The organism is Paenibacillus sp. FSL L8-0470 (genome assembly GCF_038008625.1).
GTDB lineage: Bacteria > Bacillota > Bacilli > Paenibacillales > Paenibacillaceae > Paenibacillus_AQ.
Genome location: NZ_JBBOZM010000001.1, coordinates 6,542,635 through 6,557,779, shown reverse-complemented (window position 1 = coordinate 6,557,779; position 15,145 = coordinate 6,542,635). Strand labels below are relative to the sequence as shown.

Genomic DNA, 15,145 nt, shown 5'->3' with positions numbered 1-15,145 from the left:
AAGCGACATGAAGGTGGGGGAAGCAGATTGGTATGATATTGAAAGCCTGCAGCTCAGGCATAATGCACTCGCGGAAGGACTGAACGGCTTATATCGTCCGCATTCGACAAAGAGCAGTCTACAGATTCCGGAGCAGTTCGGTGAAGGTTACTGGGAGCGGTTCAGGGTCAGTTCCGCTATTGAGATTACTGTGTGTGAGTTGTGCTTCCTTGAGAACGTCGAGATGCGCAGCAGCGAACAGAAGGGCACCTTCAAATGGAGCTACTGCCTGGGTGCGCCGATTGAGTGGCAGGTCCGGACATCGAACCGTGATTATCGCCTTAACCACGGGGAACTTTCTGTATTCGGGCATCAGCCGGCGGATTGTGTGGGGATGTATCAGGCCGGAATGCCGTATTACGGAATTACCGTCAAGGCAGATCCGTATTTATTCGAACCAGTGCGCCAACTCAGTAGTGAGGCTGGCCGGCAGGAGCCTTTTCAGACGCATACCGCTACTCCGCTGATGCAGCGGATCTTCCAGGAGATGCTCCGCTGCAGCTTTGAAGACAGCCTCAAGCGGATCTATCTTGAAGGGAAGGTTATGGAGCTGACCGCTGTATATATGCATGAAGCGCTGGGCAGACCTGTGGTGCGTTCAGCTCTGTCCAGAACCGATATCGATTCGCTCCTTAGGGCCAAAGAGATTCTGGATCATGACCTGCTTGCTGCTCCCGGCATCCAGGAGCTCTCTAAGCGGGTATGTCTTAACGAAAACAAACTGAAAAAGGGCTTCAAGCAGCTTTTTGGCATGCCGGTTCATGCTTATATTATTGATAGCAGACTGAAGGCTGCGTATCGTCTACTCGAAAACGGCTCATCCACAGTAACTGCTGCAGCGGTTATGACGGGCTTCAGCAATCCCAGCTTTTTTGCCGAGAAGTTCCGCCAGAAGTATGGCTCCGTCCCCTCACGCTACTTCGGCAGAGCCTAGCTGTATCAGAATAATCCGTTTCTGTATGCCAATCCTCCCGATTCGGGTGTCGGATAAAGTTGTTTTATGCGATAGTTACAATTGATAATGATTATCAATTAACCGCAGGGAGAGATTCGAAATGATCAAAGCAAAAAGACTTCAAACCAAGGATTACATATTGATCGGTATCTTCAGCATTCTAATTTATGCGGTCAATGCCATTGTTGGCTCCATATTGACCCCTGTAATAGGAGCGGCGGCTATGCCGCTCATTGCTGGTTTTTGTCTCTTTTTCTCAGCGGTTGTGTACCTGGTCATGGCGATGAAGGTTGCTAAAAGAGGGGCTCTGCTAGTGCAAAGCATTGTTAACGGACTGGTGTATACCCTGATGGGAGTTCCGCTGATGCTGGTATTCTTCGCACTGGCCGGGCTGTTCGGTGAAGCTGTTCTGTTCTGGGGAGACGGAACCCAGTACAGAAGACTGACCAGACAATCACTTGCGTACGCGGTCTACGGCTGCTTCTATGGCATGGGCACCACGGTAACCATTTATGTCTACGGCAGCGCTTATCTCTCCGGCATGTTTGATGCAGATACGCTGGATAGAATGTTGTACTTTGCTTACTCTCCGGCATGGATTTCTGCAAGCATTATGTTTGCCTTCGGAATGACGCTGCTCGGCAGCGGCTTCGCCTCCAGGCTGCTGAACAAGCATTTCATCAAAGCGGGTGTCATCCGATGAAAGGTAATTCCGAGGCGCTGGGACTGCTGAAGACTGTATCCGGCAAAAAAGGGCTTCTGGTTACAGCCAGCATCTTCACCATACTCTCCAGTCTACTGCAGGTCGTTCCCTTTGCAGCGGTATACCGCATCATCGAGGAGCTGCTGCTTCATGCCCAGGATATTGGCGGAATTAACAAGAACCTGGTTGTGCAGTGCGGGATTATCGCCTTACTGTCGCTGCTGGGCTCCTTAATTACCCTCTATATCGGAGGGATGTGTTCGCACATCGCCGCATTCAACATTCTTTATGAGCTGCGGGTACGGCTGTCCGACCATGTAGCCAAAGTGCCGATGGGTTATCATACCCGGACTGCTACCGGAGAGCTGAAGAAGATTATTGAGACCAGTGTAGAAAAAATAGAGAAGTTTATCGCCCACCAGCTGCCTGATCTTGTAGCAGCGGTGATTGTCCCGCTGCTGCTTCTGGGGTATTTGTTCTGGTTGGATTGGGTTATGGCACTGGTGCTGCTGCTGCCGATCGGGGCAGGCTTCTGGCTGCAGGCCAGAGTGTTCGGGAGTGAAGGCGGACAAAAGGTGTACCGGGAGTTCCAATATGCTGTAGAAGAGATGAATGCAACGGGTGTGGAGTATGTGAGAGGCATGCCTGCTGTCAAGGTGTTTGGTATTACCGCAGATTCCTTCTTGACCTTCCGGGACGCGGTGACCCGCTACCGCGATATTTCCCTGCGGATTACGAACCTGTGCAAAACCTCGTACAGCCTGTTTTTTGTTATTATCGGCTCGTTGTTTGTCTTCGCAGTACCTGCAGGCATTCTGCTGGCAAGCGGAGAGGCTGGCAGCCAGTCGTTCGCTGTTACGATGATCTTGTTCCTGCTCATCAGTCCGAGTCTGTCAGCTCCGCTGCTGAAGCTGCTCTTTCTGGGTGGGGGCATGAGAGAAATCGTTGAAGGCAACAAGCGAATTGAGGCGGTGTTTGCCGAGAAGCCGGTAAGTGAACCGGAGTCGCCGCGGCTTCCCTCCGGATATGATATCACTTTCGATGACGTGTCCTTCGCCTATGAACCCGAGGATAGTATGAATTACAAGCAAATCCTGTCGGGGATCAGCTTCACGGCCAGAGCCAGCGAAATGACAGCGCTGGTGGGGCCGTCAGGGGGAGGCAAGTCGACGATTGCTAGTCTGCTACTGCGTTTCTGGGATGTGCAGCAGGGCCGGATAATGATCGGCGGCGTGCCTGTTCAGGAGATGGGCACCGAGAAGCTGATGGATACAGTCTCCTTCGTATTCCAGGATGTGCACCTGTTCTACGATACGATTGAGGAGAATATCCGCATGGGCAATACCAGGGCAACGAAAGAAGAGGTTATCGCTGCAGCCAAGACAGCCTGCTGCCATGAATTTATCGGGCGGCTGGAGTCCGGCTACGATACCAGAATCGGGGAAGGCGGCACCTATCTGTCGGGCGGAGAAGCCCAGCGGGTGGCCATCGCCCGCGCGCTGCTCAAGAATGCCCCGATTCTTGTGCTGGATGAAGCAACGGCCTATGCCGATGCCGAGAATGAACGGAAGATTCAGCAGGGGCTGGCAGAGCTGGTCAAAGGCAAGACGGTGCTGATTATCGCCCACCACCTGTCTACGATCCAGGGGGCTGAACAGATCCTTGTAGTGAAACAAGGTCAAATCACAGAACGGGGAACCCATGAGGAGCTGAGGGCGGACAAAGGCCTGTACGAACAGATGTGGCAGTCGCATATCGCTGCCGCCAAGTGGAGACTGGGGGAGGAGACAAAGGGATGAACCAATATTTCCATAATATTTCGGGCGGTAATACGCGCAGCCTGCTGCCTTCCGCTTTTGCTGCCATTCTGGACGGCATCGCCAAGGTTGTACCTGCCGCTCTGCTGGCAGATATCTTCAACACGATCTATCTCTCCTTCGCTGAGCCGGAAACCGGCCTGAACCTTGGCCGGATGTGGACCGTAAGCGTGATTCTGCTGATCTGGCTGGTTGTGGAGTATGCGGCCTATTCCTATCTGTACGACAAAACCTATACAGCAGCCTACGGCCTGGCTGCTTCCGGCCGGCTCAGCCTGGCGGAACACATCCGCCATCTATCCCTGGGCTTCTTCGGGCGGCGGGACCCGGGAGATATTACGAACCTGCTCTTAAGCGATTATGGACAGGTGGAGCAGACCATTTCGCACAATGTGCCGCAGCTGATTAGTGCGGTCATGCTGCCGGTGCTCGCGCTGGCCGGCCTGCTCTTCGTGGATTGGCGGATGGCGCTGGCGATGTTCGCAGCCATGCCGTTCGGTGTTCTGCTGCTCTGGCTGACCGATTCACTGCAGGCTCGCTTAAGCGAAAATCATGTACGGGCCAAGAATGAAGCGGCCAGCCGTCTGCAGGAATACCTGTCGGGAATACGCGAGATCAAAGCCCACAATATGGGCGGCAAGCGTTTTGAGCGGCTGCGCCTGTCCTTTGATGAACTGAAACGGGCGTCTATCCGGCTGGAAGGCATCATGGGCCCGATGATTATGGGGGCGATGCTGCTCACCCGCTCCGGCCTCACACTGATGATCGTGACCGGGAGCTATTCGCTGGCCGGGGGCAAGCTGACGCTGCCTGTCTTTCTGCTGTTTCTGCTGGTCGGGACCAAAGTCTTCGAGCCGCTTACGGTTGTGCTGATGAATTACGGCGAGATACGTTATTCGGCCTACAGTGCGCGGCGGATTATGGACGTCCGGCAGGAGCAGCCTCTGCAGGGAAGCGGAAGTATTCCTTCGGGTGCGCCGATTGTATTTGATCATGTGACCTTCGGATATGATGCAGGGAAACCTGTGCTGAAGGACCTTTCTTTCACGATTCAGCCGCATACGATTACGGCACTGGTAGGACCGTCAGGCAGCGGGAAAAGCACGGTTACCCGCCTGATTGCCAGGTTCTGGGAGATTCAGAAAGGCACAATCTCTATCGGGAGTCAGCCGCTTAGCGGCGCTGATCCGGAGCAGCTGCTGTCCGAAATATCAATGGTGTTCCAGGATGTGTACCTGTTCCAGGACACGATCGGCAACAATATCCGGATCGGTAATATGAAGGCTACCCAGGCAGAGATCGAAGCTGCGGCCATGCGGGCCTGCTGCCATGAGTTCATCACCGCACTGCCCCAGGGCTATGACACTCCTGTAGGTGAGGGCGGCTCCACTTTATCGGGAGGTGAGAAGCAGCGTGTATCCATTGCCCGTGCACTGCTGAAGGATGCATCGATTGTACTGCTGGATGAAGCTACGGCTTCGCTGGACCCGGAGAATGAGACGGCTGTGCAGCAGGCGATCAATGAACTGGTGGCGGATAAGACCGTCATTCTGATTGCCCACCGGCTGAAGACGATACGCAATGCAGACAAAATTATTGTTCTCGATCAGGGGGAACTGGCGGAAGAAGGGACACATGAAGAGCTGCTGGAGCATCACGGATTGTATGAGAAGCTGTGGGATACCCAGCAGGGAGCTGAAGGATGGAGAGTGAAATAGCCAATGCGTGCAATTTTTGACCCGCGCACACAATTGCTTGTAGTGCTGGTCACGAGCGTGGCTGTCTTTTGGGCCGGTATGGATAAGGTCTGGATGGTTACCATCTTCATGGCCGCCTACCTGCTGGTACAAGGCATGTATGCACCGGTGGTGAAATATCTGTTTCTTGCTGCCCTGCTGATCGGGCTGCAGGAACTGTTGAACCGGGGCGGAAGCGGGGCGTGGAGCTCGCTGCGGTTCCTGACTTATCTGGGACTGCGGTTTATGCCAGTAATGATGGGGACAGGGTCGCTGGGCAGGGTCCCCTCCGGCAAGCTGATATCGGCGCTGGCATCACTTCGTCTGCCCAGAGGACTGCTTATTTCGTTAGCTGTCTGCTTCCGGTTCATGCCGGTGATCAGACTGGAATATGAAGCGATCCAGGTATCTGCCAAGTTAAGGGGAGTTTCCTTTACCTCACCTGTGAACTGGCTGCGTCCCTTGCGTACCTACGAATATACAATAATGCCGCTGCTCATGAGGAGCTTGAAGATATCGGATGAGCTGGCAGCCTCGGCAGCGGTAAAGGGAATAGATGATCCAGGCCCAAAAACAAGTATTCACCGCATTGCATTCGGGCTGCAGGATTACCTCGTGCTGGCGGCTTATGCCTGCTTATTGGCTGCTGTATTCTAGGACGGGGGAAAAGAATGGGGATACAAACGATAATTGAGCTGAATAACGTATCTTTTCAATACAATGATTCCTATGAACAATTAAGCGGGGTGGATCTGACAGTAGCGGAAGGTGAATGTGTTGTCATCACCGGACCGTCTGGAAGCGGGAAAACCACATTAACCCGGATGCTGAACGGACTGATTCCTAATTTCTATGAAGGTAATCTTACAGGCAGCGTCAAACTCAAAGGCAGGGATATCCATGAGATCGAGCCTTGGAGCTTCGGGAGGACGTCAGGCAGCGTATTTCAGGATTCCAGAAGCCAATTCTTCACTTCGGTTGTGGCTGACGAGATTGCCTTCAGCGGTGAGAATTACGGTCTGGATCCGGCGCTGATTCTTGAACGGGTAACAGAGCTGGCAGAGGAATTCCGTATCACAGGGCTGCTGTCCCGCGGGCTCCACAGGCTATCCAGCGGAGAGAAGCAAAAGACGGCCTTCGCTTCCGCCCGCCTCACCGATCCGGAGCTATTCGTAATGGATGAGCCCTCGGCCAACCTGGATATGGCAGCGACCAGGGAACTGGCCGGAATGCTGTCAGCCCTGAAGGCCAGGGGCAAAACCATCCTTATTGCCGAGCACCGGCTGTATTACCTCCTGCCGCTGGCGGACCGGATTATCTACATGGCCGGTGGACAGATTACCGCAGAATGGACCCGGGCCGGACTGCTTGCCCTGACTTCCGGACAATTGGACGCGTATGGTCTGCGTTCACCTGTAATTCCTGAAGGCGTGGCTAACTTCACAGTACGGCAGGCGGAGGATCAGGGGAGGGGAAGCCGGCAGGAGCACCAAGAGCATATCACGGTACAGCATGCGAATATTGCCCCTGGAAGATTTAAGCCAGCGGTTCTGGAGGACCTGAGCTTCGCACTGAACAGAGGGGAAATTGCGGCACTCGCCGGACCCAACGGTGCAGGCAAAACCACATTAGCCAGAACGCTTTGCGGCCTGCTCAAGGAACGGGAAGGGTTGATCCGGATTAACGGGCAGCCGTGCAAGCCCAATCAGCGTCTGCGCAAAATGTGGTTTGTGATGCAGGACAGCGATTACCAGCTGTTCTCAGACAGTGTGCTAAACGAGTTGCTGATGACCCATGAGGATGAGCCGGGTGCAGCCGGACGGGCGGAACGGTTATTAAAGGAACTGGATTTGTGGGAATATCGTGAACATCACCCGGCTTCGCTGTCAGGCGGACAGAAGCAGCGCCTAACCTTTGCGGTTGGACTGATGAACAGGCCGGACATGATCATTTTGGACGAGCCCACCTCCGGATTGGATGGAAGAAATATGCGCCGTGTAGTAAAACTAATCTGGGAGATGGCTGAATCCGGAGTAACTGTGCTCGTAATCACTCATGATTATGAGCTGGTATGCGGTGCCTGCGATCGGCTACTTCTCCTTGATAACAGAAAGCTGCAGGTGGATCTGGCGATTACTCCTGCTACGGTACCAGAGGTAATCCGGCTGATGCAAGCGGGAAAATAAAAAGAGTAGAACCTGCGGACAATGTCTGCAGGCTCTGTTCTTTTTTAATGGATGGTGCTTCAACTTGGAGAAGTTTTTTGGTGACGAAACCAAAAAACTCAAGGGGAGGAAGTCCCCTTTGTATATTCTCCAAGAAAGTCTTTTTTCTTCAAAAAATCGAATCCAAAGAACGACTGCCTATCTTTTTCAGCGCACTCGACCTGCGACCTTATGCGAGAAAATTGAGAAATCGCTCACCCCGAGGAGCAGATGGGCACTGTCGTCAAGGCATTCTTCGCGCGTTACTCGCGGCTCCCTTAGAGAACATCGATACGTTTAGCGGCCTACAACGCAGACTGGAGTTTGACATTCGTTTCCGTTACCAATGTGGGCTTCGGTTGGATCGTCCTGCCCCTTCCATTTCTACATTAAGCCGAGTCTTCGCCGGGTTGACTCACAAAGGCCTTGCCCAGCGGTTGTTTGAGGATCTTGTGGCTCAGTGTCAAGAGGCTGGAATCATCGACGGCACTCATGTAGCCATCGACAGCGCAGCCATTGAAGCCTACGAGAAAAAAAACCAAGCGAAAAAGCGAACTCACCGGCAATGCCAACTGGGGTGCAAAGTTTGACACCTTTGGCAACAAGGTCAAGTGGTTTGGCTATAAATTGCATCTGGCCGTCGATGCCAAGAGTGAACTTCCCATGGCGCTCAAGGTGACCCCTGCCCATGTGAACGACGGAGACGAAGGGCCTGCGCTTATGGCGCCTATCGCCTCGAAATCCAAAACGAAATTCTTCATGCTGGATGCGGGCTATGACCAAATGAAAAACTACAGGCAGCCCGGAGCGTCAAGGCACAAGCCATTATTCCGCTGAATCCCCGAAATGAAAAGGAACCGCCAGCAGGGATCACACGAAAAGGCACGCCCCGTTGTTCGATGGGTTTTCCCATGACGTATTGGGGACACGAAAAGGTACATTTGAAATTCCGTTGTCCGCATGCGACAGGTCAAGTGGATTGTCCTTTAGGCATGGCCGCTCGTCCTCCAATTATGTAATGGTGGTCAAAATCAACAGTCAAACGCATCTCCGGCACTGCGTTACCGCATCGTTAAAGCCGAGGCTGGAAGGAGCTTTACAAAGGAACGTCTGAAAACTAAATAACATGGTAAGATTTGATAAAACGAATGGGGCGTCAAGCATGATTCAAAGACGGTACGAAATAAGCGATGAACAGTGGGAACAAATTAAGGGCATGTTTCCACCCTACAAAACAGGACGTCCGTCAAAATTAAGTGAAAGAACCATGTTTAACGCTTTTCTATGGATCGCTTGAATGTATCTCGAAGAAGCCGGCACCATCGCATAACACCATGTTCACGCTTCGGGCATTCACCCCTCGGCCGGCAGGAGTAAGGAAGCAGATTCGACTGGAGTCATTCAGCTGCAGGGAAGCGGAATCAGCCGGACACATCCGCAGCATTACTAAATAATGAAAGGAATTAAGAATGAAAAGATATATTGAATTTTCTTTTTATCTACCGTTTTTTGATTTGATAGATGACATGTTTGAGGTATTTAGTTTAGAAGAATTAATGAGACAATTAAATATAAGATTTAATTTCATGGAATTATGTGACCAGTATTTATCATATGGCGAAGGACCTAGCAGAGCAGGAAAGGGAGATGTTTTTGTATTCTTTACAAAAGACGATAGGGATAGTTTTATATTAATAGATTTGTTTAATGACTTTACCGATCAGCATAACATGGTGAAATTAGGAGTCCGCTGTGAAATTAAACATGATAACGATAAGCGGATAAGGAATATACTTAATAATATACACTCAAGGGCAGAGATTAAAAGTAAAATAAAAGAGAGTAATGATGATTTACTGAAGTTAGAGATCAACAGCGAAGAGTATCCAAAAGAGATTCGTTATGGAGATCAAAAATACATAAAGAACATTTATTATAACAACATATAGACCTTATGCCACTAGTTCAAGAAGGCAGATACATCATATAACAACGTATTCAGACTGCATCCACACGTCCCTTGGTCTGTAAGAGGCTTTTCGGGGAAGTGAACTCAGCAGACAACACTGCACTGGCTAAGTCCGTCGGACCTCGGGCTACGCCCCTTAAGCCAGTGAGGGTTCGTGATCGTGTTTGAAAGCCACATTAGAGTTAAATACTTAATGTGGCTTTTCTATTTATAAAACTTTGGCATTATAACACTGTTCGATCCCACGACCAGTCTACAACTTTATTTTCATTATTCAGTTGTAGTATGACATTAAAGTTAGCAATTGGCATTAATGTGAGTAACTTAACAATATGGTTTGTGTCTTAAAAAAATAGATTGTAATTACTCATTTGAGCGACTTTTTTATGCTTACAAAGAGAAAAAGGTGTTCGGAGAAAATACAGTAGACTAGGAAAATAAAGTTGTAGACTGAGTACCTAACGATAATCCATTAAATAAATCCGATTGCGGGTACTTGGATGCCGCGCTAGCCGCTTACATCGCATTGGCCATATTGATTATCACCTACAGCAACCACCGTGCCGTCCGATTTAAGCCCGATGGTATGAGCGCAACCCGCGGCAACTGCCACAATATCGCGCCAGCCGCTTATATTACATTGGCCATACTCATTCCAACCCACAGCCGTCACCGTACCGTCTGATTTAAGGCCGATGGTATGATTACTACCCGCCGATATCACCACAATACCGCGCCAGCCGCTTACATCACATTGGTTACGCTTATTCCAACCCACAGCCGCCACCGTACCGTCTGACTTTAGCCCGACGGTATGAAGGTAACCCGCCGCAACCGTCATCATATCACGCCAGTCACTTACATTGCATTGGCCATACCGATTATTACCCACAGTAGTCACCGTGCTGTCCGATTTAATCCCGACGGTATGCCAGTCACCTGCCGCAACCGCCGCCATATCACGCCAGCCGCTTACATTGCATTGGCCTTCATTATTTCGACCCACGGCCACCACCGTGCCATCCGATTTAAGCCCGACGGTACGGCGCCAACCCGCCGCAACCGCCACAATATCGCGCCAGTCGCTTACCTCGCATTGGTCATGTTTATTCCAACCCGCGGCCACCACCGTGCCGTCCGATTTAAGACCGATGGTATGAGCATTACCCGCCGCAACCGCCACAATATCGTGCCAGCCGCTTACCTCACATTGGCCATATTTATTATCACCCACAGCCGTCACCGTGCCGCCTGATTTAAGCCCGACGGTATGGCGATAACCCGCCGCGATGGCGGCCGGCGCGCCGACCAGTGTGTCATATCTTTTAGGCGCAACGGTTTCCATAATCGAATCCCCCGTAATTCATAATTTTATAGATAGTATTGCAGAACCTTCCCGAATTTTCAACGATTCAGTGTGGCCGGTCACCTCACAGCTCGCCTCGGGCAACCGTCTGTTCTGGGAGACCTGATCGTGAATACCTCATATCTAAAGTCATTGATTATTTGCAGTAGACTTCTTATTCAATGTCATTAACAAAATCAGTCCGATGATACATGCTGTGCCAATCCATTGGAAAAATCCGAATGGCTCTTTTAACCAAAATACAGTTGTTAATATAGCGGCTAGTGGTTCCAAACTACCTAGAAGGCTTGTTTCTTTTGCTGAAAGACTCTTTAAACTTTCTATATAGAACCAGAATGCTATCATTGTGCCGAATAGAATAACGAAGATTAAGTATAAATAGGTTTCTAGCGTCCAGTTTTTAAAGTCTGACTGCCAAGGTGGATGGATAAGGCTTAATCCGAAACCACCGATTATCATAGCCCAACCAACAATGACGAGGGAATCGTACTCCTTCAAGAGAGGAATTGCGTATAGGGTATAAAAAGCTAGGGCTATTCCTGATAAAAGACCCCAAACTATTGAGATTTTTGGCACGGATAGCTGAGAGATCGAGCCGTTTGTTAGTAAGAAGAAACAACCAACTAAAGCAAAGCAAATAGTTACCCAATCATTTCGTGTTAAGACAATGTGTTTGCGAAGAATTAAATAGATGATAATCATTATAGGGGCTAAACACTGTAGTAGTGTTGCAACAGCAGCATTACCGGATTTGATTGATGCCATGTACGTGTATTGAACGGAGAGCATACCAACCAAACCGAAGACAAGGAGTTGGAAAGCTGTCTTTCTATTTTTCCATACACTGAATAGTTGTGAACGGTCTTTAATGAAAAACTGAACGGTTAAGAGTAAAGCACCAGCTATGAGCAAACGTGTTGCTACAAGCCAATTTACATCAATTGTGAATTGTTGAAAGAGTTTTTTTGAAACGGTACCACTAATCCCCCACAATATAGCCCCTGTTATAACAAGAAACAATCCTGTTCTTCTAGCTGATCTATCCATGATGATTCCCCACCTTAAAATATAATAATAGTGTTATAATAGGTGAAAAATCTTTTTAATTATATCTATATTGGATGTTAAAGTATAAATATATTGAGGTTGTGGTCATTTGCAAATTAAAAATTTCATGATTGATCAAAACTTAAAAGAGCTCACTGAGCATCGAACGGTCGTACTACCGGTTGCATGTTACGAAACAACGATTAGTCAAAATATAAATGGATATATACCGCTTCATTGGCATGATGAAGTTCAGTTTGTTCTGGTTATAAAAGGGGAAGCAATCTTTCAAATAAATGAAGATAAATTAGTAGTACCACAAGGTAATGGGGTATTTATAAATAGTGGCTGCCTACACATGGCCGAAGAAAAGAAAGAATCGGGTTGTGTCTATATCTGTTTAAATGTTTCTCCTCATTTCGTTTTATCACAAGAGCTGTATACAACCTATGTAACTCCTTATATTCAAGCGACTAATTTACCCTATTTATTTATAGATGCTAATAAGCCTTGGGGGAAAAATATATTAGATGCCATTATGAAAATAAATCAATGGATTCAACAAAAATCCCCCTACTTTGAAATCGATATTACCATGCACCTGACCCTAATTTGGAAAAACTTAATCATTAATGGCTTTCAATTAGAGTACGACCAGATGGAAATGGTAAAGAGCCATCGGATGAAGCAAATGTTGAGTTGGATATATTTGCATTATGCTGAAAAAATCACTTTAGATGATATTGCAAGAGCAGGCCAACTGAGCCGTTCTGAATGCTGCCGATATTTCAAACGAATGTTAAAGATAACTCCGTTGAATTATGTTATGGATTATCGAATACAAAAAAGCTTAGCCTTACTGCAACAAGCAGAATCTAATGTTACAGAAGTTGCCTATAAGGTTGGATTCAACAGCACCAGCTATTTTATAGAAAGATTCAGAAAGGAGATGAATATGACACCCTTAGCCTACAGAAAATCAAAAACGGATAATTACTAATGTTGTGGAGTGAAGTGCTTTTTATTAAGCAAACTAGGGTATATTAAATACATTAATAAATTTTATTTTAGGGGGATGACATGGAAGTTTTTGCAGAATATTTGGCGCAAATTGATAACCCGGTACATCGGGACCGTGTGGAAGTGGTTCTCGCTTGGGTAATCAAGAAATTTCCAAACCTAATGCCGAAAATTGGCTGGAATCAGCCTATGTTCACCGATCATGGCACATACATTATTGGCTTTAGCGTAGCCAAACATCATATGGCTGTTGCCCCTGAAATCGCAGGGATTCATCATTTTTCTGCTGAAATTGTGCAGGCTGGCTATGATCATACCAAGCAGTTGGTACGTATCCGTTGGGATAGTCCGGTTAATTTCTCATTGCTTGAGAAAATGATTGAGTTTAACATTCTGGATAAGGCAGATTGTTCAACTTTTTGGCGGAAATAAAGTCGTCAAGAAGCGAGCAAGCTGCTTGGATTTCAACATATTAAAGGTGAAGTGCTGAATGGAACAGCGCTTCACTTTTTTTTCTGGAAACTTGAGATTGTTTGGTATTAAAAACCGTTTGCTGATTGTATAATATAACAGAATATGTAAGCGTTTACTGAGTATAGGGATTTCATAAGGCACCCCATAGATTTGCAAGTTTGGTGAAGGGGGGGATGAATCTATTCGGAAAATAGAGCACGGGAAAGTGCAGCAAACCATTTAAGGAGGTAGCTTTATATGGTCAAAAAAATGATTGCGGTTTTTTGTGCATTAATTATCACCTTCATGACCGTATCTTTTGTCCTACCGCAAAAAGTGAAGGCCGAGGCTAATTCAGTCGTAGCCCAAAATGGCCAACTGCGAGTTTCTGGGAACCAATTAGTGAATCAGGCAGGAGAAGCGATCCAATTAAAGGGGATGAGTTCCCATGGGTTGCAGTGGTTTGGGCAGTACGTGAATTATGATAGCATGAAATGGATGAGAGACAATTGGGGAATAACTGTATTCCGGCCAGCTATGTATACGCAAGATGGCGGCTATATCAATGATCCTTCGCAAAAAAATAAGGTGAAAGAAGCTGTACAGGCCGCAATTGATCTGGGAATCTATGTGATTATCGATTGGCATGTGCTGGGTGAAAAAGATCCGAATATTTATAAAGAACAGGCAAAAGGTTTTTTTGCAGAAATGGCCAATTTGTATAAGGATTATCCGAATGTGATCTATGAAATCGCCAATGAGCCTAATGGATATGCTACGTGGAACGGCCACATTAAGCCATATGCAGAGGAAATGATTCCGGTCATCCGATCCATTGATACGAATGGAATCATTATCGTAGGAACCGGAACATGGAGCCAGGATGTGCATGATGCCGCCAATAACCCCATCGCCCAAAGCAACATTATGTATACAACACATTTCTATGCTGGAACTCACGGTTCATGGCTGAGAGATCGTATTGATTATGCAAGGAGCAAAGGTGTGGCCGTATTCGTCACAGAGTGGGGAACGAGTGACGCTTCTGGAGACGGTGGTCCTTTCCTTGCTGAATCTAAAGTATGGACGGATTTTATGAAAGACAGAAAACTGAGTTGGACCAACTGGTCGTTATGTGATAAAACGGAAGCCTCGGCTGCATTGGTGCCTGGCGCAAGCCCTTATGGAGGATGGTCTGACGCGCAGTTAACGGCATCTGGTAAATTTGTCAGAGATCAGATAAAGTCAGCGACACCTCCAAGTGACGGTATCGTTTCTGGTAAAACCTATAAAATGGTTAATGTAGGCAGCGGTAAAGCCTTGGACGCAGCTGCTGCAGGCACTGCAAACGGCACAAATGTACAGATCTGGGACGATAACGGAACGGGCGCTCAGCAATGGATAATCACAGATGTTGGCGGAGGCTTGTATAAGGTTATTAACGTCAATAGCAACACAGGTTTGGATGTAGCCGAGATGGGGACTGCCAATGGATCGAATGTGCAATTATGGAGTTATGGCGGCGGCTCCAATCAGAAGTGGAGCATTGTTAAAGTTGGAAGTGCTTATAAATTGATTGCCAGCAACAGCGGGAAAGCTCTGGATGTCGCTGCTGCTGGTACTGAAAATGGAACCAATGTTCAAATTTGGGATGACAATGGCTCAAACGCGCAAAAGTGGAATCTGTATCAGCTAAACTAGCGGGGTGGTTTGAAGAAGGCTCCCGGATTGAATTCAACTCTGCTCAATGTTAATCTAACTAATAGAGATGCATACAAAGGAGCGTTAACCTGATCATGTGGATTACTCTGTAAAGATTAACAATGCGAAAGGATG

12 protein-coding genes and 2 pseudogenes are annotated in these 15,145 nt (G+C 48.2%); 12 read left to right on the top strand and 2 right to left on the bottom strand.

All coding sequences use genetic code 11. The annotated features are described in order from the left end of the window. Positions 1–7: 7 nt before the first annotated feature. The 9 genes and pseudogenes from NST99_RS29830 (at position 8) to NST99_RS29785 (ending at position 9,403) form a co-directional block, all read left to right on the top strand. Positions 8–973 (top strand): helix-turn-helix domain-containing protein, encoded by a 966-nt coding sequence (locus NST99_RS29830; RefSeq protein ID WP_341096548.1) that lies wholly within the window; start codon positions 8–10, stop codon positions 971–973. 121 nt (positions 974–1,094) lie between these two features. Next, entirely contained in the window at positions 1,095–1,697 is a 603-nt protein-coding gene (locus NST99_RS29825) for an MptD family putative ECF transporter S component (protein ID WP_341096547.1), read from the top strand. Next, positions 1,694–3,496, top strand: coding sequence for an ABC transporter ATP-binding protein (locus tag NST99_RS29820; RefSeq protein WP_341096545.1), 1,803 nt, complete (start codon positions 1,694–1,696; stop codon positions 3,494–3,496). The genes NST99_RS29825 and NST99_RS29820 overlap by 4 nt, the downstream gene beginning before the upstream one ends. After that, positions 3,493–5,232 carry an ABC transporter ATP-binding protein gene (locus NST99_RS29815; RefSeq protein ID WP_341096543.1) on the top strand — a complete coding sequence of 580 codons (1,740 nt, stop codon included), beginning with the start codon at positions 3,493–3,495 and terminating at the stop codon, positions 5,230–5,232. Before NST99_RS29820 ends, NST99_RS29815 begins: the two co-directional genes overlap by 4 nt. Positions 5,233–5,235: 3 nt before the next feature. Beyond that, a complete protein-coding gene (locus tag NST99_RS29810) occupies positions 5,236–5,907 on the top strand; it encodes an energy-coupling factor transporter transmembrane component T (protein ID WP_341096541.1) in 672 nt (223 codons plus the stop codon). A gap of 14 nt (positions 5,908–5,921) precedes the next feature. Further along, entirely contained in the window at positions 5,922–7,436 is a 1,515-nt protein-coding gene (locus tag NST99_RS29805; protein ID WP_341096540.1) for an ABC transporter ATP-binding protein, read from the top strand. Positions 7,437–7,554: 118 nt separating this feature from the next. Next, positions 7,555–8,527, top strand: a pseudogene (locus tag NST99_RS33815) (transposase); the annotation flags it as partial. A gap of 89 nt (positions 8,528–8,616) precedes the next feature. Further along, positions 8,617–8,745 (top strand): annotated as a pseudogene (locus tag NST99_RS29790) (IS5-like element ISLpl3 family transposase); the annotation flags it as partial. 178 nt (positions 8,746–8,923) lie between these two features. Continuing rightward, the gene (locus NST99_RS29785) at positions 8,924–9,403 is read left to right on the top strand and encodes a hypothetical protein (RefSeq protein ID WP_341096535.1); all 480 of its coding nucleotides are present in this window, start codon (positions 8,924–8,926) and stop codon (positions 9,401–9,403) included. Positions 9,404–9,931: 528 nt separating this feature from the next. Here the strand turns inward: NST99_RS29785 and NST99_RS29780 are convergent. Both NST99_RS29780 and NST99_RS29775 read right to left on the bottom strand, forming a co-directional pair. Beyond that, positions 9,932–10,768: an RCC1 domain-containing protein gene (locus NST99_RS29780; RefSeq protein ID WP_341096533.1), complete on the bottom strand. Its 837-nt coding sequence runs from the start codon at positions 10,766–10,768 to the stop codon at positions 9,932–9,934. Between the two features lie 150 nt (positions 10,769–10,918). Continuing rightward, positions 10,919–11,836: a DMT family transporter gene (locus NST99_RS29775; protein ID WP_341096531.1), complete on the bottom strand. Its 918-nt coding sequence runs from the start codon at positions 11,834–11,836 to the stop codon at positions 10,919–10,921. 115 nt (positions 11,837–11,951) lie between these two features. On the opposite strand from NST99_RS29775, the gene NST99_RS29770 reads away from it, so the two are divergent. From NST99_RS29770 to NST99_RS29760, 3 genes are all read left to right on the top strand, one after another. Further along, positions 11,952–12,836 (top strand): AraC family transcriptional regulator, encoded by an 885-nt coding sequence (locus NST99_RS29770; protein ID WP_341097791.1) that lies wholly within the window; start codon positions 11,952–11,954, stop codon positions 12,834–12,836. Positions 12,837–12,916: 80 nt separating this feature from the next. Continuing rightward, the gene (locus NST99_RS29765; RefSeq protein ID WP_341096529.1) at positions 12,917–13,288 is read left to right on the top strand and encodes an iron chaperone; all 372 of its coding nucleotides are present in this window, start codon (positions 12,917–12,919) and stop codon (positions 13,286–13,288) included. Positions 13,289–13,567: 279 nt separating this feature from the next. Further along, positions 13,568–15,010, top strand: coding sequence for a cellulase family glycosylhydrolase (locus tag NST99_RS29760; protein WP_341096528.1), 1,443 nt, complete (start codon positions 13,568–13,570; stop codon positions 15,008–15,010). The last annotated feature ends 135 nt before the right edge of the window (positions 15,011–15,145 follow it).